Source organism: Aquabacterium sp. J223 (assembly GCF_024666615.1).
Classification (GTDB): Bacteria; Pseudomonadota; Gammaproteobacteria; order Burkholderiales; family Burkholderiaceae_C; genus J223.
On record NZ_CP088297.1, the window covers coordinates 1,947,639 to 1,972,206 of the forward strand.

18 protein-coding genes, 4 tRNA genes and 1 pseudogene are annotated in these 24,568 nt (G+C 69.8%); 17 read left to right on the forward strand and 6 right to left on the reverse strand.

Features of this window, described 5'->3' with window-relative positions; genetic code table 11:
• Nucleotides 1-64: 64 nt before the first annotated feature.
• From ilvC to LRS07_RS09420, 5 genes are all read left to right on the forward strand, one after another.
• On the forward strand, nt 65-1,081 hold the full coding sequence (gene ilvC / locus LRS07_RS09400) for a ketol-acid reductoisomerase (RefSeq protein ID WP_260501663.1): 1,017 nt from the start codon (nt 65-67) through the stop codon (nt 1,079-1,081).
• Nucleotides 1,082-1,156: 75 nt separating this feature from the next.
• On the forward strand, nt 1,157-1,801 hold the full coding sequence (locus LRS07_RS09405) for a phosphatidylserine decarboxylase (RefSeq protein WP_260501664.1): 645 nt from the start codon (nt 1,157-1,159) through the stop codon (nt 1,799-1,801).
• A gap of 67 nt (nt 1,802-1,868) precedes the next feature.
• Nucleotides 1,869-2,705, forward strand: coding sequence for a CDP-diacylglycerol--serine O-phosphatidyltransferase (pssA, locus tag LRS07_RS09410; RefSeq protein ID WP_409450639.1), 837 nt, complete (start codon nt 1,869-1,871; stop codon nt 2,703-2,705).
• Nucleotides 2,706-2,905: 200 nt separating this feature from the next.
• Nucleotides 2,906-4,453, forward strand: coding sequence for a 2-isopropylmalate synthase (locus LRS07_RS09415; RefSeq protein ID WP_260501665.1), 1,548 nt, complete (start codon nt 2,906-2,908; stop codon nt 4,451-4,453).
• A gap of 149 nt (nt 4,454-4,602) precedes the next feature.
• Nucleotides 4,603-5,601, forward strand: coding sequence for a serine hydrolase (locus LRS07_RS09420; protein ID WP_260501666.1), 999 nt, complete (start codon nt 4,603-4,605; stop codon nt 5,599-5,601).
• A gap of 18 nt (nt 5,602-5,619) precedes the next feature.
• Here the strand turns inward: LRS07_RS09420 and LRS07_RS09425 are convergent, their stop codons facing one another.
• Nucleotides 5,620-6,471: an IclR family transcriptional regulator gene (locus LRS07_RS09425; RefSeq protein ID WP_260501667.1), complete on the reverse strand. Its 852-nt coding sequence runs from the start codon at nt 6,469-6,471 to the stop codon at nt 5,620-5,622.
• Between the two features lie 34 nt (nt 6,472-6,505).
• Between LRS07_RS09425 and LRS07_RS09430 the strand changes: the two genes are divergently transcribed.
• Complete coding sequence (locus LRS07_RS09430) at nt 6,506-7,666, forward strand: TIGR03790 family protein (RefSeq protein WP_260501668.1); 1,161 nt, start codon at nt 6,506-6,508, stop codon at nt 7,664-7,666.
• A gap of 16 nt (nt 7,667-7,682) precedes the next feature.
• Here LRS07_RS09430 and hpnE read toward each other — a convergent pair whose 3' ends face one another.
• From hpnE to hpnC, 3 genes are read right to left on the reverse strand one after another with little or no spacing between them, the layout of a single operon-like run.
• On the reverse strand, nt 7,683-8,975 hold the full coding sequence (gene hpnE, locus LRS07_RS09435; RefSeq protein ID WP_260501669.1) for a hydroxysqualene dehydroxylase HpnE: 1,293 nt from the start codon (nt 8,973-8,975) through the stop codon (nt 7,683-7,685).
• 13 nt (nt 8,976-8,988) lie between these two features.
• Entirely contained in the window at nt 8,989-9,837 is an 849-nt protein-coding gene (gene hpnD, locus LRS07_RS09440; protein WP_260501670.1) for a presqualene diphosphate synthase HpnD, read from the reverse strand.
• Nucleotides 9,834-10,676, reverse strand: a complete 843-nt coding sequence (gene hpnC / locus LRS07_RS09445) for a squalene synthase HpnC (RefSeq protein WP_260501671.1) — start codon at nt 10,674-10,676, stop codon at nt 9,834-9,836. The genes hpnD and hpnC overlap by 4 nt, the downstream gene beginning before the upstream one ends.
• A 126-nt stretch (nt 10,677-10,802) precedes the next feature.
• On the opposite strand from hpnC, the gene LRS07_RS09450 reads away from it, so the two are divergent.
• The 9 genes and pseudogenes from LRS07_RS09450 (at nt 10,803) to LRS07_RS09490 (ending at nt 21,602) form a co-directional block, all read left to right on the forward strand.
• Entirely contained in the window at nt 10,803-11,897 is a 1,095-nt protein-coding gene (locus LRS07_RS09450) for an efflux RND transporter periplasmic adaptor subunit (protein WP_260501672.1), read from the forward strand.
• Between the two features lie 33 nt (nt 11,898-11,930).
• Nucleotides 11,931-15,084 (forward strand): annotated as a pseudogene (locus LRS07_RS09455) (efflux RND transporter permease subunit).
• A gap of 27 nt (nt 15,085-15,111) precedes the next feature.
• Nucleotides 15,112-15,199, forward strand: a tRNA-Leu gene (locus LRS07_RS09460).
• A 28-nt stretch (nt 15,200-15,227) separates the two neighbouring features.
• On the forward strand, nt 15,228-16,535 hold the full coding sequence (tig, locus tag LRS07_RS09465) for a trigger factor (RefSeq protein WP_260501673.1): 1,308 nt from the start codon (nt 15,228-15,230) through the stop codon (nt 16,533-16,535).
• Between the two features lie 77 nt (nt 16,536-16,612).
• Nucleotides 16,613-17,221: an ATP-dependent Clp endopeptidase proteolytic subunit ClpP gene (gene clpP, locus LRS07_RS09470; RefSeq protein WP_260501674.1), complete on the forward strand. Its 609-nt coding sequence runs from the start codon at nt 16,613-16,615 to the stop codon at nt 17,219-17,221.
• 194 nt (nt 17,222-17,415) lie between these two features.
• Nucleotides 17,416-18,684, forward strand: coding sequence for an ATP-dependent Clp protease ATP-binding subunit ClpX (clpX, locus tag LRS07_RS09475; RefSeq protein WP_260501675.1), 1,269 nt, complete (start codon nt 17,416-17,418; stop codon nt 18,682-18,684).
• A gap of 98 nt (nt 18,685-18,782) precedes the next feature.
• Nucleotides 18,783-21,215 (forward strand): endopeptidase La, encoded by a 2,433-nt coding sequence (gene lon / locus LRS07_RS09480; protein WP_260501676.1) that lies wholly within the window; start codon nt 18,783-18,785, stop codon nt 21,213-21,215.
• A 113-nt stretch (nt 21,216-21,328) separates the two neighbouring features.
• Nucleotides 21,329-21,404: transfer RNA gene (locus tag LRS07_RS09485), tRNA-Gly, on the forward strand.
• Between the two features lie 124 nt (nt 21,405-21,528).
• Nucleotides 21,529-21,602 (forward strand) — tRNA-Cys (locus tag LRS07_RS09490).
• A 94-nt stretch (nt 21,603-21,696) separates the two neighbouring features.
• On the opposite strand, the gene LRS07_RS09495 is transcribed toward LRS07_RS09490, so the two are convergent.
• Nucleotides 21,697-21,787 (reverse strand) — tRNA-Leu (locus LRS07_RS09495).
• Nucleotides 21,788-21,810: 23 nt separating this feature from the next.
• Nucleotides 21,811-22,632, reverse strand: coding sequence for a glutamate racemase (gene murI, locus LRS07_RS09500; RefSeq protein ID WP_260501677.1), 822 nt, complete (start codon nt 22,630-22,632; stop codon nt 21,811-21,813).
• Between the two features lie 182 nt (nt 22,633-22,814).
• On the opposite strand from murI, the gene LRS07_RS09505 reads away from it, so the two are divergent.
• Together LRS07_RS09505 and LRS07_RS09510 are read left to right on the forward strand one after the other, a co-directional pair.
• Nucleotides 22,815-23,564, forward strand: a complete 750-nt coding sequence (locus LRS07_RS09505; protein ID WP_260501678.1) for an electron transfer flavoprotein subunit beta/FixA family protein — start codon at nt 22,815-22,817, stop codon at nt 23,562-23,564.
• A gap of 2 nt (nt 23,565-23,566) precedes the next feature.
• Nucleotides 23,567-24,499 carry an electron transfer flavoprotein subunit alpha/FixB family protein gene (locus LRS07_RS09510; RefSeq protein WP_260501679.1) on the forward strand — a complete coding sequence of 311 codons (933 nt, stop codon included), beginning with the start codon at nt 23,567-23,569 and terminating at the stop codon, nt 24,497-24,499.
• Nucleotides 24,500-24,568 lie beyond the last annotated feature (69 nt).

Consider the following 24,568-nt stretch of genomic DNA (forward strand, 5'->3'; position numbering starts at 1 on the left):
GCGGTGAGGCTGCCTTCGTCACCCCCGCAGACAACACCCCCGAGAGATCCGAAAGAGGACAACCATGAAGGTCTACTACGACAAGGACGCCGACCTGAGCCTGATCAAGGGCAAGAACGTCACCATCATCGGCTACGGCTCGCAGGGCCATGCCCATGCCCAGAACCTGAACGACAGCGGCGTGAAGGTGACGGTGGGCCTGCGCCGCAACGGCGCGTCCTGGTCCAAGGCCGAGAAGGCCGGCCTCAAGGTGGCCGAGGTGGCCGACGCGGTCAAGTCGGCCGACGTGGTGATGATCCTGCTGCCGGACGAGCAGATCGCCACCGTGTACGCCAACGACGTCGAGCCCCACATCCGCGAGGGCGCCTCGCTGGCCTTCGCCCACGGCTTCAACGTGCACTACGGCCAGGTGCAGCCGCGCGCGGACCTCGACGTGTGGATGGTCGCGCCCAAGGCGCCCGGCCACACCGTGCGCAACACCTACACCCAGGGCGGCGGGGTGCCGCACCTGATCGCGGTGCACCAGGACAAGACCGGCAAGGCGCGCGACCTGGCGCTGTCCTACGCGGCGGCCAACGGCGGCGGCAAGGCCGGCATCATCGAGACCAACTTCCGCGAGGAGACCGAGACCGACCTGTTCGGCGAGCAGGCGGTGCTGTGCGGCGGCACGGTGGAGCTGATCAAGGCCGGCTTCGAGACGCTGGTCGAAGCCGGCTACGCGCCCGAGATGGCCTACTTCGAGTGCCTGCACGAGCTGAAGCTGATCGTGGACCTGATCTACGAGGGCGGCATCGCCAACATGAACTACTCGATCTCCAACAACGCGGAGTACGGCGAGTACGTCACCGGGCCGCGCGTGGTCAACGACCAGACCAAGGCGACGATGAAGCAGGTGCTGCGCGACATCCAGACCGGCGAGTACGCGAAGAGCTTCATCCTCGAGAACAAGGCCGGCGCGCCGACGCTGATCTCGCGCCGCCGCCTGACGTCCGAGCACCAGATCGAGCAGGTGGGCGAGAAGCTGCGGGCCATGATGCCGTGGATCAAGGCCAACAAGCTGGTCGACAAGAGCCGCAACTGAGCGCGCTGCTTGCCAACCCCGAAGGGCCGCCTCGTGCGGCCCTTCTTCTTGAAACCGCTGCGGTATCCTCCCCGAATGAACTATCCCCACCCGATCCTTGCGCGCGAAGGCTGGCCATTCATCGCCATCGCCTTCGTTGTCGCGGTGCTCGGCTCCTTCTTCCTGCCGGGCTTCCTGGCGATCCTGCTGTGGCTGGTGCTGGCCTTCGTGGTGCAGTTCTTCCGCGATCCGCCGCGGCCCATCCCGGCCGATCCGCTGGCCGTGCTGTCGCCGGCCGACGGGCGCATCGTCAAGGTGGAGAAGGTGCAGGACCCCTATGCCGGCCGTGAGGCGCTGCTCATCAGCGTCTTCATGAACGTGTTCAATGTGCACAGCAACCGGGTGTCGGTGGACGGTACCGTGCGCCAGGTGCAGTACTCGCCCGGGTCCTTCGTCAACGCCGACCTGGACAAGGCGTCGACCGAGAACGAGCGGAACGCGGTGGTGCTGTCCACGCCCGAAGGCCGCACCGTCACGCTGGTGCAGGTGGCGGGACTCATCGCCCGCCGCATCCTGTGCTACGTCAAGGTGGGCGATGTGTTGAGCCGGGGCCAGCGCTACGGCTTCATCCGCTTCGGCTCGCGGGTGGACGTCTACCTGCCGCTGGAAGCCCAGCCGCAGGTGGCGATCGGCGACAAGGTCAGCGCCACCAGCACGGTGCTGGCCCGCTTCCCGGCATGAGCGCGCCGGGCCGCCCCCAAGTGCGAATCCCGGAGCGCTTTGCGCGCAAGGTGGTCCTGTGACGGCGATCCACGACCGGCCGGCCGAGTCGCACGACGACGAGCACGACGCCGCCGAAGCGCCGCACCGGCCGCGGCGCAAGGGCATCTACATCCTGCCCAACCTGTTCACGCTGGCGGCCCTGTTCGGCGGCTTCTACGCCATCGTGATGGCGATGAACGGCCAGTTCGAACTGGCGGCCATCGGCATCTTCTGCGCGGCGGTGCTGGACAGCCTCGACGGCCGCGTGGCGCGCATGACGAACACACAGAGCGCGTTCGGCGAGCAGATGGACAGCCTGTCCGACATGGTGAGCTTCGGCGCCGCGCCGGCGTTGATCATGTACGAATGGGCGTTGAAGGGCCTGGGCAAGCTGGGCTGGCTGGCCGCCTTCGTCTACTGCGCCGGCGCGGCGCTGCGGCTGGCCCGCTTCAACACCAACATCGCGGTGGTGGACAAGCGCTTCTTCCAGGGCCTGCCCAGCCCGGCGGCCGCGGCGCTGATCGTCGGTTTCATCTGGCTGCTCGACGACGCGCAGTGGAAGGACGTGTTCCGCGTCAACTGGCTGGCCTGGACGGCCTTCGCGCTGACGCTGTACGCCGGGCTGACCATGGTCACCAACGTCCCGTTCTACAGCTTCAAGGACGTCAGCTTCAAGCGCACGGTGCCCTTCATCGTCATCGTCGCCATCGCGCTGGCCTTCGCGCTCATCGCCTACCACCCGCCGACGGTGCTGTTCGCGCTGTTCGTCGTCTACGGCTTTTCGGGGTACGGCGTCTACTTGTACAAGCGCATGAAGGGCCGGCCGGTGAGCGTGATCGCCACCTCGACCGACGAGCCCGACGAAGCCGGCCTGCACCGTTGAGACGGCGATGCCGTGCTATATTGAAACGACCATGACGATGCGTTTCGCCCTCGCCTTGCTACTGCGCCTAGGAGTCCCACAGGCGCGCTGATCGCATTCGTCCCTCTTCCCTGGTCAACGGCCCGCCTGTCACGCAACGCAGCGGGCCGTTTTCTTTGTGCGCGGCGTTGCCTTCCCTCCCGATCCCGGAGCTTCGTGAAATGAGCACCCCCGACAAGTTGGTCATCTTCGACACCACGTTGCGCGACGGCGAGCAGTCGCCCGGCGCCTCGATGACGCGCGAGGAGAAGCTGCGCATCGCCCGCCAGCTGGAGCGGCTGCGCGTGGACGTGATCGAGGCAGGCTTCGCCGCGTCGTCCAACGGCGACTTCGAGGCGGTCAAGTCGATCGCCGACGCCATCAAGGAGTCGACCGTCTGCTCGCTGGCCCGCGCCAACGACCGCGACATCGCACGCGCGGCGGAGGCGTTGAGGGGTGCGCGGTCGGCCCGCATCCACACCTTCATCGCCACCAGCGCGCTGCACATGGAGAAGAAGCTGCGCATGACGCCGGACCAGGTGCACGAGCAGGCGAAGCAGGCCGTGCGCTTCGCCCGCAACCTGTGCGACGACATCGAGTTCTCGCCGGAGGACGGCTACCGGTCCGACGTCGACTTCCTGTGCCGGGTGCTGGAGAGCGTGATCGCCGAGGGCGCCACCACCATCAACATCCCGGACACCGTGGGCTACGCGGTGCCCGAGTTGTACGGCCACTTCATCCGCACCCTGCGCGAGCGCGTGCCCAACTCGGACAAGGCGATCTGGTCGGTGCATTGCCACAACGACCTCGGCATGGCGGTGGCCAACTCGCTGGCCGGCGTCAAGCTCGGCGGCGCACGCCAGGTCGAGTGCACCATCAACGGGCTGGGCGAGCGCGCCGGCAACTGCTCGCTGGAAGAGGTGGTGATGGCGGTGAAGACGCGGCGCGACTACTTCGGGCTGGCCGTCGGCGTGGACACCAGCCAGATCGTGCCGGCGTCGCGCATGGTCAGCCAGACCACCGGCTTCGTGGTGCAGCCGAACAAGGCGGTGGTGGGGGCCAACGCGTTCGCCCACGCCAGCGGCATCCACCAGGACGGTGTCCTCAAGGCCCGGGACACCTACGAGATCATGCGCGCCGAGGACGTGGGCTGGAGCGCCAACAAGATCGTGCTGGGCAAGCTGTCAGGCCGCAACGCGTTCAAGCAGCGGCTGCAGGAGCTCGGCGTCGAACTGGAGTCCGAAGGCGAGGTCAACGCCGCCTTCGCAAAGTTCAAGGACCTGGCCGACCGCAAGAGCGACATCTTCGACGAGGACATCATCGCGCTGGTCGGCGACGAGAGCGTCACCGCCGAGCAGGAGCACTACCGGCTGCTGTCGCTGTCGCAGCGCTCGGAAACCGGGGAGCGGCCGCACGCCCGCGTCGCCTTCGCCTGCGGCGAGCAGGAGTTCCATGCCGAGAGCGCCGGCAACGGACCGGTGGACGCCAGCCTCAAGGCAATCGAGTCCCGCGTGCAAAGTGGCGCAGAACTGCAGCTCTATTCGGTCAATGCCATCACCAGCGGGTCGACAGAATCACAAGGCGAGGTGACGGTGCGGCTGCAGCTGGGCGGCCGGGTGGTGAACGGGGTCGGCGCCGACCCGGACATCGTCGTCGCTTCGGCCAAGGCCTACCTGGCCGCGCTGAACAAGCTGCACAGCAAGACCGAGCGGGTGGCGGCTCAGGGTTGACGACAAGCATCGTCATCACTTGAGGAAATCGCCCCAAGCTTTTGATCTTGCGAGTGTTTTTTCCTTCACCTACACTTCGTGCCCTTGGCCGGTAAGGTGGTGTGACGATGCGAATCAAAAGGTCCGGTCTGCGTTGGGTGGCGAGCTGCATGGCGCTGGCGGCCGCCATCGCCTTGCCGATGGACGCCGACGCCGCCAAGAAGGGCAGCAGCAAGGGACGCAAGCTGTCGAAGGCCGCGGCGGTCGCCCGCGCGGTGGCCCCGCCCACCGCCCGCCGCGCCGTCATCGTCGAAGCCGCCCGCCCCTCCTTCGGCCAGCTGGCCGGCCTGCACGGCACCGCCGACCCGCTGGACCTCAAGTCCTCCGTCGCGCTGGTGATGGACCAGGACACCAACGAGGTGCTGCTGGCCAAGAACAGCGGGGCGGTGCTGCCCATCGCCTCGATCACCAAGCTGATGACCGCACTCGTGGTGGTCGAAGCCGGGCAGTCGCTGGACGAGGTGCTGACCATCACGCAGGACGACGTCGACACCGAGAAGCACAGCCGCTCGCGGCTGGTGGTCGGCGCACAGCTCACCCGCGGCGAGATGCTGCACCTGGCGCTGATGGCGTCGGAGAACCGGGCGGCCAATGCGCTCGGCCGTCACCATCCCGGTGGCCTGCCGGTCTTCGTCGCCGCGATGAACCGCAAGGCGATGGAGCTGGGCATGCGCGACACCCACTACGTCGAGCCCACCGGCCTGTCCAGCCGCAACCAGGCCAGCGCCCACGACCTGGCGCTGCTGGTCAAGTCGGCCTACCAGCACCAGCTGATCCGCGAGCTGTCGGTGTCGCCGGAGCACCAGGTGGCGGTCGGCTCGCGCCAGCTGCAGTTCCGCAACACCAACGGCCTGGTGCGCAGCCGCAGCTGGGACATCGGCCTGCAGAAGACCGGCTACATCTCCGAAGCCGGCCGCTGCGTGGTCATGCAGACCCAGCTGGCCGGCCGCAAGCTCATCATGGTGCTGCTCGATTCGGCCGGGAAGTACTCGCGCATCGGCGACGCCGAGCGCATCCGCAAATGGGTCGAGGGTGGCGTGCCGAGCGCGGGCGTCCCGCCGGTGTTGCCGCTGGGCGGGGCCGGCCTCGTGCCCAAGGTGGCGTCCTGACGCGGTCCGGCCGCTGACTCAGTGCGAAGGCGCCCTCGGGGGCGCCTTCTGCGTTTCGGGCACCGTCGAACCGCCGGCGCCGAGGCCCCGCGTGCCGTTGGGCGCCGGCCGGTGCCCCAGCGAGGTGGAGATGTCCAGCGCGGTGGCCTTCAGCCGGTCCATCCAGCTGTCCTCCAGCCGGTCGGCGGGGGCGGAGATCGACAGGCCCGCCACCAGCTTGTCCTGGTCGTCGTAGATGCCGGCGGCCATGCAGCGCACGCCGAGCTCCAGCTCCTCGTTGTCGCGGGCCACGGTGGCCTGGCGCACCTGCTGCAGTTCGCGTTCCAGCACCTGCACGTCGGTGATGCTGTTGCGCGTGTGGCCGGCCAGGCCGGTGCGGGTGGCGTAGGCGCGCACGCGCTGCGGGTCGTCGTGGGCGAGGAACAGCTTGCCCACCGAGGTCAGGTGCAGCGGCGCGCGGCCGCCGACGGCCCGCACCACCTGCATGCCCGAGCGTTCGCTGTAGGTGCGCTCGATGTAGACGATCTCGTCGCCCTGGCGCACCGACAGGTTGACCGGCTGGTGCGTCAGCTTGTGCAGCTCGCGCATCGGGCCGAGGGCGGCGTCGCGCACGTCGAGCCGGGCCTTGACCAGGTTGCCCAGTTCCAGCAGCCGCATGCCGAGCCGGTAGCTGCCCGCTTCCGGCCGGTCGACCAGCCGGCCGGCGGCCAGGTCGTTCAGAATGCGGTGGGCGGTCGACGGGTGCAGGCCCGTTCGGTCGCTGATCTCCTTCAGCGACACCGGGTCCTGGTGCGCTGCCAGCACGTCGAGCAGGGCGAAGGTGCGTTCAAGCACCTGAATGGTCGGCGTGTTCCCCTCTTTCTTTCTCATGCGGGCGATTGTGGGCTCAATCCGGTGGTATTGGATGGCGAAAGCCGGGCTGGCCGCCGGCCTGGCGCTGGCCGGCCTGCTCACGCCGTGGCGGGCCGCGGCGGCCGACGCCGAGCCGCCCGTGGCGCCGTCCGACGAGCGCCCGGCCAGCGCCCCGTCGAGGGCCGAGCCGCCGCCGCCCTCGGCCAGCGCCGTCGCGCCGCCGGCGCCGCGCTGGATGTCGGTGCCCCGCCTCGTCGGCCGGCTCGACGCCGGCGACATCGGGCTGGTGATCAACACCGCCGACCCGTACTCGGTGGAGATCGGCGACTACTACGCCCTGCGCCGCGGCCTGAAGCCCGAGCAGGTGCTGCGGGTGGAGCTGCCGGTCAAGGCGCGGCTGAACGCCCAGGAGTTCTACGACCTGCGCCGCCGCATCGACGTCGCCTTCGGCGAGGACATCCAGGCCATCGCCTTCGCCTGGGTCATGCCGTACGCGGTGGAATGCCACTCGCTGCCGGGCGCCCTGGCGCTGGGGCTGGACCTGTCGCTGTGCGCCAACGGCTGCCGCGTGAGCAAGGCCTCAACCTACTTCAACTCGCCGGTGCTGCGGCCCTGGCAGGACCTGCACCTGCGACCGTCGATGCTGATCGCCGCGCGGACGGTGGCGCAGGGCAAGGCGTTGATCGACCGCGGCGTTGCCGCCGACCGCAGCCTGGGCCGGCGCGGCCAGCCTCCCGCGCGCGCGGTGCTGCTGGAGACCGACGACCCACTGCGCAGCGTGCGGGCGCGCTACTTCCCGCCGCCGGGCTGGCTGCGGCCCTTCAACGTGCAGGTGCAGGTGGAGAAGGCGCCGGCCATCAAGGACCGGGACCGGCTGATCCTGCACCTCACCGGCCGCGGCAACGTGCCCGACCTCGACTCGCTGCGCTGGTTGAACGGCGCGCTGGCCGACCACATGACCTCGTACGGCGGCCTGCTCGACGCCACCTCCGGCCAGATGTCGGCGCTGGCGTGGATCGAGTCGGGCGCCACCGCCAGCTACGGCACGGTCAGCGAACCGTGCAACCACCCGCAGAAGTTCCCCCATCCCCAGGTGCTGCTGATGCATTACCTGCAGGGCGCCACCGCCATCGAGGCCTACTGGCGCAGCGTGGCGTGGCCGCAGCAGGGCGTGTTCGTCGGCGAACCGCTGGCCGCCCCGTTCGCGCGCTGAGCGCCGCAGGCCGGGCTCAGCGGTGGGCCATGCCCGCGACCTCGTCGGCCACCGCCAGGGCGCTGCGCACCGCACCTTCCAGCGTCGCCGGATAGGGCCCGGCCACATGGTCGCCGGCGGCCCACAGGCCTTCGGCGATCCGCGCGGGCGGCCGTTGCAGCGACGGCCGGCAGGCGAAGGTGGCGCGCTTCTCGGCCAGCGTGCGCAGCGCTGTCAGCGGCTGGCGCCAGGTGCCGGCGGGAAAGCAGCGCTGCGCCTGCTCGAGCACCGCCACGGTGGTCGCGTCGAGGCCCCGTCCCACCCACGGCGCCGCCCCGCTGATGACGAAGGCGAAGCGGCCGGCCGGGCCGCCGAGGTGGCCATGGTCGAAGACGAACTGCGCCGGCGAGCGGTCGTCGGCGCGCAGGGCGATCAGCGGCAGCGGCAGGCGGCTGCCCGGGCTGTCGGCGTAGACGGTGACGATGGGTTCGAAGGCCAGCGCGGCGGCCGTGGCGGCCCAGTGCGCAGCGTGGGGGGCCGCCAGCCGGGCCGCCTCGCCGGGGGGGCAGGCGAGCACCACCCGGTCGAAGCGCTCGCCGTCGACGGACCAGCCGCCGTCCACCGGTTGCAGCGCCTGCACCCGCCGGCCGAAGCGCACCGGCACCCCGCGCTGCGCCAGCCACCGCAGCGCCGGCTCGGGCAACAGGCGGCCCAGCGGCTGCCGGGGCAGCAGCAGGTCGGCCCCGCCGCGGCCGCTGAACAGCGCGTCGCGCAGCACGCGCAGGAAGACCGCGGCGCTCGCGTCCCGCGCCGGGGTGTTGAGCGCGGCCACGCACAGCGGCTCGATCAGGTCCCGCTGCACGCGGGGGCGCAGGCCGCGCACCAGGCGCGCCACCGTCCAGTCCGCCGGGCAGCGGAAGCCGCGCGCCATCCAGCCCGCGGCGGCGGCCAGCAGGCCGGCCCGGTCTGCGGCCGACCAGCCGCGGGCGCCAAGGGCGCCGCGGGCGAAGGCGAGGGCGGCCGGCCCGCCCGGCAGGCGAAGCCCATCGCCCTGCGGGTAGACCCAATGCATCGGCAGGCGCAGCAGCGCGGCCTCGGTGTCCACGCCCACCTCGCGCATCAGCGCCAGCGTGTCCCGGTAGGCGCCGATGAGGATGTGCTGGCCGTTGTCCAGCACCTGCGGGCCCTCGCCGACGCTGCGCGCACGGCCGCCGGCCGCGGCGGCCATTTCGAACACCGTGGGGCGCAGACCGCGGCGGGTGAGGTCGACGGCGCAGGCCAGGCCGGCCCAGCCGGCACCGACGACGGCCACGCGTGGGGCGTCGGTCATCGCCGGGGGCCGCTCACCGCGCCCGCCAATTCGTCTTCATCGCGATCCAGGCCTTGCGCAGCGGCGTCAGCGCGATGCGCTGGTGCAGCACCTGGAAGCGCTCGGCCTCGATCTCGCGCAGCAGCGTGCGGTAGATCTCGCCCATCATCAGGCCCGGCCGCTGGGCACGGCGGTCCTCGGCCGGCAGCAGGGTGATGGCCTGGTCGTACAGCGCGTGCGCCCGCTCGGCCTGGAACTGCATCAGCGCGGTGAACCGCTCGCTGTAGCCCCACGGCGCGTCGCGCTTGAGCAGCTCGTGGGCCTTGACGTCGAAGCGCTGCAGTTCGTCCACCGGCAGGTAGATGCGGCCGCGCCGCGCGTCGTCACCGACGTCCCGGATGATGTTGGTCAGCTGCATGGCCAGGCCCAGCGTGTGCGCATAGGCCAGGGTCTGCGGCTGCGTGCGGCCGAAGATGGCGCTGGCCACCTCGCCGACGACGCCGGCCACCAGGTGGCAGTAGCGCTTCAGGCCGGGGAAATCGAGGTAGCGCGTCTGCGTCAGGTCCATCTCGCAGCCGTCGATCACCTCGGTCAGGTGGCGCGGTTCGATGCCGTAGGCCGCGAGGTGCGGCTTCAGCGCCTGCATCGCCGGGTGCGTCGGCCGGCCGGCGAAGAGCTCGCCCACCTGCTGCCGCCACCAGGCCAGCTTGGTCGCCGCAACGCCGGGGTCGGAGGTCTCGTCGACCACGTCGTCGACCTCGCGGCAGAAGGCGTAGAAGGCGGTGATGGCTGCGCGCCGGGGCGGCGGCAGGAAGAGGAAGGCGTAGTAGAACGACGAGCCGCTGGCGGCCGCCTTTTCCTGAACGTACTGTTCCGGCGTCACCGCGCCGGCCGTGCGGTGCCCATGCGCAATGCCCCGGCGAGGACGGGCAGCGCGTCGCGCGGGCCGAGGGTCGGCCGGTGGCCGAGGCAGCGGTGGTCCATGCGGCGGATTCTCGCCAAAACCCTCAAGCCACCCTGCACCACCAGCCGCAGTTCCCAGCCGGCACGCCCCGGCACCTGCAGCGCCAGCGGGGCGCCCTGGTGCATGAGCGCTTCGGCCCAGTCGCACAGCTCGCGCAGCAGGGCCTGGCTGCGCGGGCCGTCGCCTTCGGCGGGCAGGCGCCGCGGATCCTCGATGCCGTGGCGCCGACAGTCCGCCAGCGGCAGGTAGCAGCGGCCCCTCGCCAGGTCGCGCCCCAGGTCCTGCCAGAAATTGATCAGCTGCAGCGCGCTGCAGATGGCGTCCGACTGGGCGAGCAGCGCCGGTCGGTCGAGCCCGTACAGGTGGAGCAGCAGCCGGCCGACCGGGTCGGCCGAGCGCCGGCAGTAGTCGAGCAGCGCCGCGCGGTCAGGGTAGGGCGGATTGCGCACGTCCTGCTCGAAGGCGTCGAGCAGCGCGTGCAGCGGGGCGGCGGGCAGGCGGTGCACGGCGAGGGCCCGGCGCAGCGGGCCGAACACCTCGGGCCAGGCGCCGGATTCCGCCTCGCCGGCCAACGCCCGGTCCAGCGACCGCCGGTAGTCGCCGAGCAGGCGCAGCCGCTCGTCCGTGGGCGCATCGCCTTCGTCGGCGATGTCGTCGGCGGTGCGTGCGAACCAGTAGATGGCGGTGATCGGCGGGCGCAGCGCCGGTGGGCAGAGCCACGACGCGACCGGGAAGTTCTCGTAGTGCTCGACCGACATAGGGGGCGCATTGTGCCGGCCGGTCAATTGACAGCCGCCGAGACAGCCCCCTACATTACTGACCGGTCAGTCAGTAGCGATGACCTCCTCCCGGCGCCTAGCGCCCCTGCGCCTCACGAGGTTCCCATGCGCCTGTCCGCTGTGGCCCTGCTCGCCGCCGCCCTGCTGTCGTCCTGCTCCCGCGAGGCGCCGCCGCCCGAGCCGGTGCGCGCGGTCCGCACGCTCGCCGTGGCGCCGGAGTCCGCCGTGCTGGTGCAGGAGTACGCCGGCGAGGTCCGGCCGCGGACCGAGTCGCGCCTCGGGTTCCGGGTCGGGGGCAAGCTGGTGCGGCGGCTGGTCGACCTGGGCGACGTGGTCAAGCCCGGCCAGACGCTGGCCCAGCTGGACGCGCGGGACCTGCAACTGGGCCAGGAATCGGCGCAGGCCGGCTTGAACGCGGCCCGGGTGAACCTGGAGCTGGCCGAGGCCGACTTCCGCCGCTACCGCGAGCTGCGCGAGCAGAACTACATCAGCGCCGCCGAACTGGAACGCCGCGAGACGGCGCTGAAGTCCGCCCGTGCGCAGTTCGAACAGGCGCGCGCGCAGGCCGGCGTACAGAGCAACCAGCGCGGCTACTCGGTGCTGACCGCCGACGTGGCCGGTGTGGTGACGGCGGTCGAGGCCGAGCCCGGTGCGGTGGTGGCCGCCGGCGCGCCCATCGTGCGGCTGGCGCCGGACGGGCCGCGCGACGTGGTCTTCTCGGTGCCGGAGGGCCAGGTCGACGCGCTGCGCCAGCTCGCCGCCCGACAGGGCAGGCTGCAGGTGCGGCTGTGGGACTCGGCGCAGCCGCCGCTGCCGGCCACGGTGCGCGAGGTGGCGGCGTCGGCCGACCCGGCGACGCGCACCTTCCTGGTCAAGGCGGACATCGGCAATGCGCCGGTGCGGCTGGGCCAGACGGCCACCGTGCTGGTCGAATGGCCCCAGGCGGAGGCCGGCATCCGCCTGCCGCTGTCGGCGCTGGTCGAGCAGCAGGGGCGCACCTCGGTGTGGCTGCTTGACGCGGCCAGCATGACGGTGCGGCCGCAGCCAATCGAGATCGGCCCGCCGCAGGGCGACCGGGTGCTCGTCAAGGGCGGGCTGCAGCCCGGCCAGGAGGTGGTGACGGCGGGCGTCCACACGCTGACGCCGGGACAGCAGGTCAAGCGCTACGTCGAGCCGCGCGCGGTCTCGGCGGGTGGCTGAACGGCCGATCCTCGCCACTGGAACACCGCCGCCATGCACCACCCCGCCCCGACGCCCGGGCAGGCCGCCGACGGCCCGGCCCGCTTCAACATCTCCCGCTGGGCGCTGCAGCACCCCGCGCTGACACGCTACCTGACGGTGGTGCTGCTGGTGCTGGGCCTGGCCGCCTACTTCCAGCTCGGGCAGGACGAGGACCCCCCCCTTCACCTTCCGGGCGATGGTGGTGCAGGCCTTCTGGCCGGGGGCCACCGCGCAGCAGATGGCCGACCAGGTCACCGACCGCATCGAGAAGACGCTGCAGGAGGTGCCGCACGCCGACAAGATCCGCAGCTACACCAAGCCGGGCGAGTCGCTGACCATCTTCCAGCTCAAGGAGAGCACGCCGCCGGCCGAGGTGAGCGGCACCTGGTACCAGGTGCGCAAGAAGCTGGGCGACGCCCGCGCCAACCTGCCGCAGGGCGTCATCGGCCCGGTCTACAACGACGAGTTCGGCGACGTCTACGGCTCCATCTTCACGCTGGCCGCCGACGGCTTCTCGCCGGAGGAACTTCGGGTGCAGGCCGACCGCGTGCGCCAGGCGCTGCTGCGCCTGCCCGACGTGGCGAAGGTGGAGACCTTCGGCGTGCAGGCCGAGAAGCTGTTCGTCGAGGTGTCGCAGCGCCGGCTGGCGCAGCTCGGCCTCGACCTGCAGGGCGTCATCGCGCAGATCGGCGCGCAGAACGCGGTGGAATCGGCCGGCGTGCTGGACGCCCAGACCCGCAACGTGCAGCTGCGGGTGGGCGGCGCGTTCAACTCGGTGGAGGCGCTGCAGCAGCTGCCCATCCGCGCGGTGAACGCGACCACCGGGCAGTCGTCGACGCTGCGCCTGGGCGACATCGCCGAGGTGCGGCGCGCCTACGCCGATCCGCCGACGGTGATGGTGCGGCACCAGGGCCAGCAGGTGATCGCGCTGGGCGTGTCGATGACCAAGGGCGGCGACATCATCGGGCTGGGCGAGGCGCTGAAGCGCGAGCGGGCGCGGCTGCAGGCGGAGCTGCCGGCCGGCATCACGCTCGACCAGATGCAGGACCAGCCTTCGGTGGTGTCGACCTCGGTCGGCGAGTTCGTGCAGGTGCTGATCGAGGCGGTGGCGGTGGTGCTGGCGGTGAGCTTCATCAGCCTGGGCCTGCACACCCGGCCGCTGCGCATCGACGTGCGGCCCGGTCTGGTGGTGGCCATCACCATCCCGCTGGTGCTGGCCATCACCTTCGTGATCATGTACTACGCCGGCATCGGCCTGCACAAGATCTCGCTGGGCTCGCTGATCATCGCCCTCGGCCTGCTGGTCGACGACGCCATCATCGCGGTGGAGATGATGGTGCGGAAGATGGAGGAGGGCTACGACAAGATGCGCGCGGCCACCTTCGCCTACGAGCTGACCGCGATGCCGATGCTCACCGGCACGCTGATCACCGCCGCCGGCTTCCTGCCCATCGGCATGGCGAAGTCGACGGTGGGCGAGTACACCTTCGCCATCTTCGCGGTGACGACCGCCGCCTTGCTGGTGTCGTGGCTGGTGTCGGTGTACTTCGTGCCGTACCTCGGCGCCTGGCTGCTCAAGGCACCGCGGCACAGCGTCGACGGCCAGCCCCACGAGCTGTTCGACACACCGTTCTACAGTCGCTTCCGCGCGCTGGTGGGCTGGTGCGTGCAGCACCGCTGGACCACCATCGGGGCCACCGCCGGGCTGTTCGTGCTCGGGCTGGTCGGCATGGGGTCGGTGCAGCAGCAGTTCTTCCCCGACTCCAGCCGGCCGGAGATCATCGTCGACCTCTGGCTGCCCGAGGGCAGCACCATCCGTCAGAGCGACGCGGTGGCGCGCCGCTTCGAGGCCCGGCTGCTGAAGGAGCCGGGCGTGCAGTCGGTGAGCCTCTGGGTGGGCAGCGGCGTGCCGCGCTTCTACCTGCCGCTGGACCAGGTGTTCCCGCAGTCCAACGTCACCGAGGCCATCGTGCTGCCGAAGGACCTGGCCACCCGCGAGGCACTGCGCAAACGGCTGCCCGCGCTGCTGGCCGAGGAGTTCCCGGAGGTGCGCTCGCGGGTGAAGCTGCTGCCCAACGGGCCGCCGGTGGCCTACCCGGTGCAGTTCCGCGTCAGCGGGCCGGACCCGGTCCAGGTCCGCACCTACGCCGACCGGGCCAAGGCGCTGATGATGGCCAACGCCAACATGCGCGGCGTCAACGACAACTGGAACGAGAAGGTGCTGTCGGTGCGGCTGGACATCGACCAGGCCAAGGCGCGGGCGCTGGGCGTGAGCAGCCAGTCCATCGCGCAGACTCTGCGCACCCAGGTCAGCGGCATCACCATCGGGCAGTACCGGGAGGGCGACAAGCTGGTCGACATCGTGCTGCGCCAGCCGGCGGACGAGCGGCGCGCGCTGGACGACATCAACAACGCCTACGTGCCCACCAGCAGCGGCCGCGCGGTGCCGCTGGCCCAGGTCGCCACCCCGACACTGCGCTGGGAGCCCGGCGTGATGTGGCGCGAGGGGCGGGACTACGCGGTGACGGTGCAGGGCGACGTGGTCGAGGGCCTGCAGGGCGCCACGGTGACCGCCGAGCTGGCGCCGACGATGGCCGAACTGGCGGCCGGCCTTCCGGTGGGCTACCGCATCGAGATCGCCGGCGCGGTGGAGGAGAGCAGCAAGGGCCAGGGCTCCATCGCCGCCGGCGTGCCGGTGATGCTGTTCCTCATCTTCACGCTGCTGATGCTGCAGCTACAGAGCTTCTCGCGGGCGATGCTGGTCTTCCTCACCGGGCCGCTGGGCATGGCCGGGGTGGCCGGCGCGCTGCTGCTGCTGAACCGGCCGTTCGGTTTCGTGGCGCTGCTCGGCGTCATCGCGCTCATCGGCATGATCATGCGCAACTCGGTGATCCTCATCGACCAGATCGAGCAGGACCGCGCGCGCGGCGTGCCGGCGTGGGAGGCCATCGTCGAATCGGCGGTGCGGCGCTTCCGGCCCATTGTGCTGACCGCCGCCGCCGCCGTGCTGGCCATGATCCCGCTGTCGCGCAGCGTGTTCTGGGGCCCGATGGCGGTGGCCATCATGGGCGGGCTGGTGGTGGCCACGGCGCTCACGCTGCTGGCGCTGCCGGCGATGTACGCCGCCTGGTTCCGGGTGCCGAGGCCGCCGATGGCCGCGCGATAGAATCGCCGGCTGCCCTGGACGCAAGCCGCGCGGGTGGCGAAATTGGTAGACGCACCAGGTTTAGGTCCTGACGCCAGCGATGGTGTGGGGGTTCGAGTCCCCCCCCCGCGCACCAGCAGCAGTCAACTTCGAAGAGCCCTGTCATGACGGTCAATGTGGAAACCCTGGACAAGCTGGAGCGCAAGATCACGCTCACCCTCTCGTCCGAGGACATCAACAAGGAAATCGAGTCGCGCCTGAAGCGTCTGTCGCGCACCGTCAAGGCCGACGGCTTCCGTCCCGGCAAGGTGCCGATGAGCGTGGTCAGCCAGCGCTACGGCTACTCGGTGCAATACGAGGTGGTCAACGACAAGGTCGGCCGTGCCTTTTCCGACGCCGCCACGCAGGCGCAGCTGCGCGTGGCCGGCCAGCCCACGATCACCCAGAAGGACGAGGCCGGCGACGGCCAGCTGGCCTTTGACGCGGTCTTCGAGGTCTACCCCGAGGTGAAGATCGGTGACCTGGGCGCCGTCAGCGTGGAGCGCGTCACCGCGGAGGTGAGCGAGGAGGCGATCGACCGCACCGTCGAGATCCTGCGCAAGCAGCGCCGCACCTTCGCCCAGCGCCCGGCCGACGACGGCGCCGCCGAGGGCGACCGGGTGACCATCGACTTCGAGGGCAAGATCGACGGCGAGCCGTTCCAGGGCGGCAAGGCCGACGGCTTCCAGTTCCTGATCGGCGAAGGCCAGATGCTGGAGCAGTTCGACAAGGCCGTGCGCGGCATGAAGGTCGGCGAGAGCAAGACCTTCCCGCTGCAGTTCCCCGAGGACTACCAGGGCAAGGACGTCGCCGGCAAGGAAGCCGACTTCATGGTCACCATGAAGAAGATCGAGCAGCAGCAGCTGCCGGTGCTCGACGAGGCCTTCATCCAGTCGCTGGGCATCGCCGACGGCACGGTGGAATCGCTGCGCGCCGACGTCAAGCGCAACCTGGAGCGCGAGGTGAAGTTCCGCGTGCGCGCCCGCAACAAGCAGGCGGCGATGGAGGCCCTGCTCGGCGCGGCCGAGCTGGAGGTGCCCAAGGCGCTGGTCACCGCCGAGGTCGAGCGCATGACCGAAGGCGCCCGCGCCGAGCTGAAGCAGCGCGGCATCAAGGATGCCGACAGCGCGCCGATCCCGGCCGAGGTCTTCCAGCCGCAGGCCGAGCGCCGCGTTCGCCTGGGCCTGACCGTGGCCGAGCTGGTGCGCGCCAACAACCTGCAGGCCAAGCCGGACCAGCTGCAGGCCCACATCGAGGAGCTGGCGCAAAGCTACGAGAAGCCGGCCGAGGTGGTGCGCTGGTACCTGAGCGACCGCCAGCGCATGGCCGAGGTCGAGGCGGTGGTGATCGAGAACAACGTCGCCGACTTCGTGCTGGGCAAGGCCCAGGTCACCGAGAAGGCATTGCCCTTCGACGAGCTGATGCAGTCCTGACCGCACACCGGGGCGGGGGGCTTGAGAAGCGATAATCGGCCACCACCTCGGTTCGGTCGACATAGGACACACACCGCATGAGCGCGCTGGAAACGCAGAACCTGGGCATGGTGCCCATCGTCATCGAGCAGTCGGGTCGGGGCGAACGGGCTTACGACATCTACAGCCGCCTGCTGCGCGAGCGGGTGATCTTCCTCGTCGGCCCGGTCAACGACGGCACCGCCAACCTGGTGGTGGCGCAGCTGCTGTTCCTGGAGAGCGAGAACCCGGACAAGGACATCTCGCTCTACATCAACTCGCCGGGCGGCTCGGTGAGCGCGGGCATGTCGATCTTCGACACCATGCAGTTCATCAAGCCCGACGTGTCGACGCTGTGCATGGGCATGGCCGCCAGCATGGGCGCCTTCCTGCTCGCCGCGGGCACCAAGGGCAAGCGCTTCGCCCTGCCCAACAGCAAGATCATGATCCACCAGCCGCTCGGCGGCGCGCAGGGCCAGGCGACGGACATCGAGATCCACGCCCGCGAGATCCTCAAGACCCGCGAGCAGCTCAACCGCATCCTGGCCGAGCGCACCGGCCAGCCGCTGGCCAAGATCCAGGCGGACACGGAGCGCGACTACTTCATGTCCGCGCCCGACGCCCGGGACTATGGCCTGATCGACCAGGTCCTGGAGAAGCGGCAGTAACTGCCGTGCCGGGCGCCTCGGCGGCGCCCGGGGCGTCGGCGTGCCATTTGCAGCACGCCGATCAGGGCCTTTTTCCGCCCCAGGGCGCCCGGAGCACTTGAACTATCATCGCTCCGAGCCGTCCCACGCGGGTACTGCGTTTCTCCATCCGCGCCGGGTTTTCCGCGCCCACTTCCCGCCACTTCCCGAGACCCATGGCCGACAAGAAAGGCGCCTCGAGCGAGAAGGTCCTCTACTGCTCCTTCTGCGGAAAGAGCCAGCACGAGGTCAAGAAGTTGATCGCCGGCCCGTCGGTGTTCATCTGCGACGAATGCATCGAGCTGTGCAACGACATCATCCGCGACGAGGTGCCGGCGGAGGGCAGCGGCCCTCGGGCGACGAAGTCCGACCTGCCGTCGCCCAGTGAGATCAAGGGCAGCCTCGACCAGTACGTGATCGGCCAGGACGCGGCCAAGCGCACGCTGTCGGTGGCGGTCTACAACCACTACAAGCGCCTGAAGCACATGGCGGGCGCCAAGGACGAGGTGGAACTGTCGAAGAGCAACATCCTGCTCATCGGCCCCACCGGCTCCGGCAAGACGCTGCTGGCGCAGACGCTGGCTCGGCTGCTCAACGTTCCCTTCGTGATCGCCGACGCCACCACGCTGACCGAGGCGGGCTACGTCGGCGAGGACGTCGAGAACATCATCCAGAAGCTGCTGCAGAACTGCAACTACGACGTCGAGCGGGCGCAGCGCGGCATCGTCTACATCGACGAGATCGACAAGATCTCGCGCAAGGCCGACAACCCGAGCATCACCCGTGACGTGTCGGGCGAGGGCGTGCAGCAGGCGCTGCTGAAGCTGGTCGAGGGCACCATGGCCAGCGTGCCGCCGCAGGGCGGGCGCAAGCACCCGAACCAGGACTTCCTGCAGATCGACACGACCAACATCCTGTTCATCTGCGGCGGTGCCTTCGACGGGCTGGAGAAGGTCATCCAGAACCGCACGGAGAAGTCGGGCATCGGCTTCGCCGCCAGCGTGCACAGCAAGAACGAGAAGCGCGCCGCCGACCTCTTCCGCGAGGCCGAGCCCGAGGACCTGATCAAGTTCGGCCTCATCCCCGAACTGGTCGGCCGGCTGCCGGTGGTGGCGACCCTCGGCGAGTTGACCGAGGACGCGCTGGTGCAGATCCTCACCGAGCCGAAGAACGCGCTGGTCAAGCAGTACCAGAAGCTGTTCGACATGGACGGCGTTGAACTGGAGATCCGGCCCTCGGCACTGGCCGCCATCGCCCGCAAGGCGCTGGCGCGCAAGACCGGCGCCCGCGGCCTGCGCTCCATCATGGAAGGTGCGCTCATCGACACGATGTTCGAACTGCCGACCTTCGACGGCGTTGCCAAGGTGGTGCTCGACGAGCACAACATCGAGGAGAACGCCAAGCCGCTGCTCGTCTACCGAGAGCAGGCCAAGCAGAGCGCCTGATGCTCGTCCCGGCGGCAAGACCCCACGGGGACGCCGTCTGGCCGCACTTGCAAAGATTGCTCCCGTCCTTACCTGGGGCGAGAGAAAGAGAGGTTTGAATGTCAGGCCATCCCGTACTGCCCGCCGAACCCATCACCCTGCCGCTGCTGCCGCTGCGCGACGTGGTGGTGTTCCCGCACATGGTGATCCCGCTGTTCGTGGGCCGCCCGAAGTCGATCAAGGCCCTGGAAGCCGCGATGGAGGCCGGTCGCCAGATCCTGCTGGTGGCGCAGAAGGCCGCCGGCAAGGACGAGCCCAAGGCCGACGACATGTTCGAGGTCGGCTGCGTCTCGACCATCCTGCAGATGCTTAAGCTGCCCGACGGCACGGTGAAGGTGCTGGTCGAAGGGCTGCAGCGCGCCAACACCCGGCACATCGCCGACAACGGCGAGCACTTCGTCGCCGAGGCGGTGCCGGTGCCGCCGGTGGGCGAGGCCAAGCCCGAGATCGAGGCGCTGCGCCGCGCGGTCACCCAGCAGTTCGACCAGTACGTCAAGCTGAACAAGAAGATCCCGCCGGAGATCCTGACCTCCATCGCCGGCATCGACGACGCCGGCCGGCTGGCCGACACCATCGCTGCCCACCTGCCGCTGAAGCTGGAGGCCAAGCAGTCGGTGCTGGACCTGTTCGAGCTGGAGAAGCGGCTGGAGAAGCTGCTCGAGCTGCTCGAGCACGAGGTCGACATCCTGCAGGTGGAAAAGCGAATCCGCGGCCGCGTCAAGCGCCAGATGGAGAAGAGCCAGCGCGAGTACTACCTGAACGAGCAGGTCAAGGCCATCCAGAAGGAACTCGGCGACGGTGAAGAGGGCGCCGACCTCGAGGAGCTGGAGAAGAAGATCAAGGCCGCGCGCATGCCGCAGGAAGCGCGCAAGAAGGCCGAAGGCGAGCTGAAGAAGCTCAAGCTGATGTCGCCCATGTCGGCCGAGGCCACGGTGGTGCGCAACTACATCGACACGCTGGTCAACCTGCCCTGGAGCAAGAAGACCAAGATCAAGCACGACCTTCGCTTCGCCGAAGAAGTCCTCAACGAGGACCACTACGGCCTGGAGAAGGTCAAGGACCGCATCCTCGAGTACCTCGCGGTGCAGCAGCGGGTCGAGAAGGTCAAGGCGCCCATCCTCTGCCTGGTCGGGCCCCCGGGTGTCGGCAAGACCTCGCTCGGCCAGTCGGTGGCGCGTGCCACCGGCCGCAAGTTCGTCCGCATGGCGCTGGGCGGCGTGCGCGACGAGGCGGAGATCCGCGGCCACCGCCGCACCTACATCGGCTCGATGCCGGGCAAGGTGCTGCAGAGCCTGACCAAGGTCGGCACGCGCAACCCGCTGTTCCTGCTCGACGAGATCGACAAGCTGGGCATGGACTTCCGCGGTGACCCGTCGTCGGCGCTGCTGGAGGTGCTCGATCCCGAGCAGAACCACACCTTCAGCGACCACTACATCGAGGTCGACTTCGACCTGAGCGACGTGATGTTCGTGGCCACGTCGAACTCGCTGAACATCCCGCCGGCGCTGCTCGACCGGATGGAGGTGATCCGGCTGTCCGGCTACACCGAGGACGAGAAGCTCAATATCGCGCAACGCTACCTTCTGCCCAAGCAGGCGAAGAACAACGGCGTGGCGGAGACCGAGCTCGACGTCACCGAGGGCGCCATCCGCGGGATCATCCGCTACTACACCCGCGAGGCCGGCGTGCGCTCGCTGGAGCGCGAGATCTCGAAGATCTGCCGCAAGGTGGTCAAGGGCCTGCAGCTCAACCAGTACGACGGCAAGGTGGTCGTCGACGAGGACAACCTCAACGACTATCTCGGCGTGCGCCGCTACGACTTCGGCCGTGCGGAGAAGCAGGACCAGGTCGGCCAGGTGGTCGGCCTCGCCTGGACCGAGGTGGGCGGCGACCTGCTGACCATCGAGGCGGCCGTGATGAACGGCAAGGGCAACATCATCCGCACCGGCTCGCTCGGCGACGTGATGAAGGAGTCGGTCGAGGCGGCCCGTTCGGTGGTGCGCTCGCGCGGCCGTCGGCTGGGCATCAAGGAAGACCTCTTCGAGAAGCGCGACATCCACATCCACGTGCCCGACGGCGCCACGCCGAAGGACGGCCCGAGTGCCGGCATCGCGATGACCACGGCCTTCGTCTCGGCCCTGACCGGCATCCCCGTGCGCGCCGACGTGGCGATGACCGGCGAGATCACCCTGCGGGGCGAGGTGACGGCCATCGGCGGCTTGAAGGAGAAGCTGCTGGCGGCCCACCGGGGCGGCATCAAGACGGTGCTGATCCCGGAGGAGAACGTCAAGGACCTGCAGGACATCCCGGAGAACGTCAAGAACCAGCTCGAGATCGTGCCCGTGCGCTGGATCGATCGGGTGCTGGAAGTGGCGCTGGTGTCGCAGCCTACGCCGCTGCCGGAAGACGATGCACCGGTGGTGGCCACCCCGGCCGCGGCTGCCAAGCCCGAGTCGGGCGAGGCACCGGCCGGCGAAGCGGTCAAGCATTGACGACAGAGGGCCCTGCGGCTTGCAGGGCCCTCATCGTTCGGTGTATAGTGCGAGCTTCGCTGAACGGCACACAACGCGCATCAACGCGTGGTGAACGGTCAACGAAGCGACCTGCGGGAATAGCTCAGTTGGTAGAGCGCAACCTTGCCAAGGTTGAGGTCGCGAGTTCGAGCCTCGTTTCCCGCTCCAGGATTGATGAAAAAGGGAAGCGCCAGCTTCCCTTTTTCGCAAGGGCCTGCGTTGCGACGGACAATGCGCCGTTGCGCACAATGGCCCGGCCGGGCTGCCATGTGGCCCGGGTGGTCGCACCCCAGGCGCGGTAGCAAAGCGGTTATGCAGTGGATTGCAAATCCTCCTAGGTCGGTTCGACTCCGGCCCGCGCCTCCAGTCCCTTCCCCCTCCTGCTTCCGCTGAGGCCGCACGGGCCGCTCACCTCCCGGTGGTGTCGGCGCTGGCTCGAAGGAGCGATGCCTTCGCGCACTGGTGCCCGGGACCGGGTTCGAACCGGTATGCCCCCTTTCGAAGGCGGCGGAGTTTAAGTCCGCTGCGTCTGCCTGTTTCGCCACCCGGGCGGGCCGTCGGATTATGGTGGCCGCTACAGGAGGGCCGGCGGCGCGCTCACCTCCAGCGCCTGCCCCAGCCACTGCGACACCATGCGGCGCAGCGTGGTGCCGTCGCCGCTGCTGTACAGCCGGAGCGGCGCTTCGCGAGGCACGCAAGCCGGCGAGGCGCCAGGCACCGCCAGCTCCGACCACAGACGCGCGGCCTGCTCGGCCACGGCGTCCGCGGTGTCGACCAACCGAACGTCGGGCCCCAGCGCTGACGTCAGCTCCGTGGCCACGAAGGGGTAGTGCGTGCAGCCCAGGACCACGGTGTCCGCCTCGGCGTGCCGCACGGCCTGCACGATGGTCGCCATGACGTCGCCCAGCGCGCGCGCATCGTCCAGCCCTTGCTCCACCAGATCGGCCAGGCCGGGGCAGGCCACCAGGTCCACCCGGCAATCGCTGCCGTGGCGTGCGACAAGCGCACGCAGCCGCAGGCTGGCCACCGTGGCCGGCGTCGCAAGCACCACAATGCGCCGACGCGCGCTGAGAAGCGTGGCCGGCTTCACGCCAGGTTCGACACCGACGAAGGGCACCGATGGAAAGCGCCGTCGGAGTTCGTCGATGGCGACCGCGGTGGCGGTGTTGCAGGCCACGACGATGAGGCGCGCGCCCTGCTGCCGGAGCACGCGCGTCAGGTGGTCGCTGCGCTCGACGATCCGGGACGGCGGCAGTTCACCGTAGGGCGCATGGGCCGAGTCGGCGAGGTAGCACAGCGGCGCGTCGGGCAGTCGCCGTTTCAGCGCCCGCAGCACCGACAGGCCGCCGACGCCCGAGTCGAAGACACCGATGCAGGCCGGGGGTCGTGCGTCCATGGGGCCGGCAGTCTAGTGGCTTGATCCGCAGGCGATGGCTGTGCTTAAAATAGCACGATCGTTCGTTTCATTTCGCTTCGGTATGGGGCGGGCGCCGGCGTCCCACGCAGGCGGTGGGAGCGCACAGTCGGCTCTCTAGAATGACCGCGATTCCTTTCCAGACAACACAGGAGCTAGGCGCCATGAAGGTTCTCGTCCCCGTCAAGCGGGTGGTCGACTACAACGTCAAAGTCCGGGTCAAGAGCGATGGCAGCGGCGTCGACATCGCCAACGTCAAGATGAGCATGAACCCGTTCGACGAGATCGCCGTCGAAGAGGCGGTGCGCCTGAAGGAGAAGGGCGTGGTAACCGAGATCGTCGCCGTCTCCTGTGGCGTCACCCAGTGCCAGGAGACCCTGCGCACCGCCATGGCCATCGGCGCCGACCGCGCCATCCTGGTCGAGACCACCGAGGAGCTGCAGCCGCTGGCGGTGGCCAAGCTGCTCAAGGCGTTGGCCGACAAGGAGCAGCCGCAGCTCGTCATCCTCGGCAAGCAGGCCATCGACGACGACTGCAACCAGACCGGGCAGATGCTGGCCGCGCTGGCCGGCTGGCCGCAAGGCACCTTCGCCAGCAAGGTCGAGGTGGCCGACGGGCAGGCCAAGGTCACGCGCGAGGTCGACGGCGGCCTGGAGACGGTGCAGCTCAAGCTGCCCGCCGTCGTCACCACCGACCTGCGGCTGAACGAGCCGCGCTACGTCACCCTGCCCAACATCATGAAGGCCAAGAAGAAGCCGCTGGAGGTGGTCAAGCCGGCCGACCTCGGCGTCGACGTCGCGCCGCGCATCAAGACCCTGAAGGTCAGCGAGCCGCCCAAGCGCTCGGCCGGCGTCAAGGTGCCCGATGTCGCCGCGCTCGTCGCGAAACTCAAGACCGAAGCGAAGGTGATCTGACCATGGCCGTCCTCGTCATTGCCGAACACGACAACGCGTCCCTCAAGGGCGCGACCCTCAACACCGTCACCGCCGCCGCGCAGATGGGCGGCGAGGTGCACGTGCTCATCGCCGGCCACAACGCGCAGGGCGCCGCGCAGGCGGCGGCCGCGGTGGCCGGTGTCGCCAAGGTCCTCCACGCCGAGGGCGCGGGCTTCGAGCACGGCCTGGCCGAGAACGTCGCCGCGCAGGTGCTGAAGCTGGCGGGCGGCTACAGCCACCTCGTCTTCCCCGCCACCGCCAGCGGCAAGAACATCGCCCCGCGGGTGGCCGCGGCGCTGGACGTGGGCCAGGTCAGCGACATCACCAAGGTCGTCAGCCCCGACACCTTCGAGCGGCCGATCTACGCCGGCAACGCCATCGCCACGGTGCAGGCCACCGACGCGGTGAAGGTGATCACCGTGCGCACCACCGGCTTCGACCCGGCGCCGGCCAGCGGCGGCAGCGCCGCGGTGGCGTCCGCCGACGCCCCGGCGGCCAGCGACAGCGCCACCTTCGTCGGCAGCGAGATCGCCAAGAGCGATCGCCCCGAGCTGACGGCGGCCAAGGTCATCGTCTCCGGCGGCCGGGCGCTGGGCTCCAGCGACAAGTTCAACGAGGTGCTGACCCCGCTGGCCGACAAGCTGGGCGCGGCGCTCGGCGCCAGCCGTGCCGCGGTGGACGCCGGCTACGCACCCAACGATTGGCAGGTGGGGCAGACAGGCAAGATCGTCGCGCCGCAGCTGTACGTGGCCGTGGGCATCAGCGGCGCCATCCAGCACCTGGCCGGCATGAAGGACTCCAAGGTCATCGTGGCGATCAACAAGGACGCGGAGGCGCCGATCTTCAGCGTCGCCGACTACGGCCTCGAGGCGGACCTGTTCACCGCGGTGCCGGAGCTGATCAAGGCGCTGTAAGGCGTCGCCTCGGCTGTGGAAGGGCGCCCGTTCACGGCGCCCTTTTTCGTCTCCCCGCCGTTTGCCATG

Bases quoted from the DNA above. Each gene is read 5' to 3' on its own strand.
- LRS07_RS09420 (WP_260501666.1), top strand. From the start codon at position 4,603: ATGGCGCTGGCGGCCGCCATCGCCTTGCCGATGGACGCCGACGCCGCC.
- hpnC (WP_260501671.1), bottom strand. From the start codon at position 10,676: ATGTCGGTCGAGCACTACGAGAACTTCCCGGTCGCGTCGTGGCTCTGC.
- LRS07_RS09415 (WP_260501665.1), top strand. From the start codon at position 2,906: ATGAGCACCCCCGACAAGTTGGTCATCTTCGACACCACGTTGCGCGAC.
- hpnE (WP_260501669.1), bottom strand. From the start codon at position 8,975: ATGACCGACGCCCCACGCGTGGCCGTCGTCGGTGCCGGCTGGGCCGGC.
- LRS07_RS09510 (WP_260501679.1), top strand. From the start codon at position 23,567: ATGGCCGTCCTCGTCATTGCCGAACACGACAACGCGTCCCTCAAGGGC.
- murI (WP_260501677.1), bottom strand. From the start codon at position 22,632: ATGGACGCACGACCCCCGGCCTGCATCGGTGTCTTCGACTCGGGCGTC.
- tig (WP_260501673.1), top strand. From the start codon at position 15,228: ATGACGGTCAATGTGGAAACCCTGGACAAGCTGGAGCGCAAGATCACG.
- LRS07_RS09430 (WP_260501668.1), top strand. From the start codon at position 6,506: ATGGCGAAAGCCGGGCTGGCCGCCGGCCTGGCGCTGGCCGGCCTGCTC.
- LRS07_RS09405 (WP_260501664.1), top strand. From the start codon at position 1,157: ATGAACTATCCCCACCCGATCCTTGCGCGCGAAGGCTGGCCATTCATC.
- ilvC (WP_260501663.1), top strand. From the start codon at position 65: ATGAAGGTCTACTACGACAAGGACGCCGACCTGAGCCTGATCAAGGGC.
- LRS07_RS09425 (WP_260501667.1), bottom strand. From the start codon at position 6,471: ATGAGAAAGAAAGAGGGGAACACGCCGACCATTCAGGTGCTTGAACGC.
- lon (WP_260501676.1), top strand. From the start codon at position 18,783: ATGTCAGGCCATCCCGTACTGCCCGCCGAACCCATCACCCTGCCGCTG.
- clpP (WP_260501674.1), top strand. From the start codon at position 16,613: ATGAGCGCGCTGGAAACGCAGAACCTGGGCATGGTGCCCATCGTCATC.
- LRS07_RS09450 (WP_260501672.1), top strand. From the start codon at position 10,803: ATGCGCCTGTCCGCTGTGGCCCTGCTCGCCGCCGCCCTGCTGTCGTCC.
- LRS07_RS09505 (WP_260501678.1), top strand. From the start codon at position 22,815: ATGAAGGTTCTCGTCCCCGTCAAGCGGGTGGTCGACTACAACGTCAAA.
- clpX (WP_260501675.1), top strand. From the start codon at position 17,416: ATGGCCGACAAGAAAGGCGCCTCGAGCGAGAAGGTCCTCTACTGCTCC.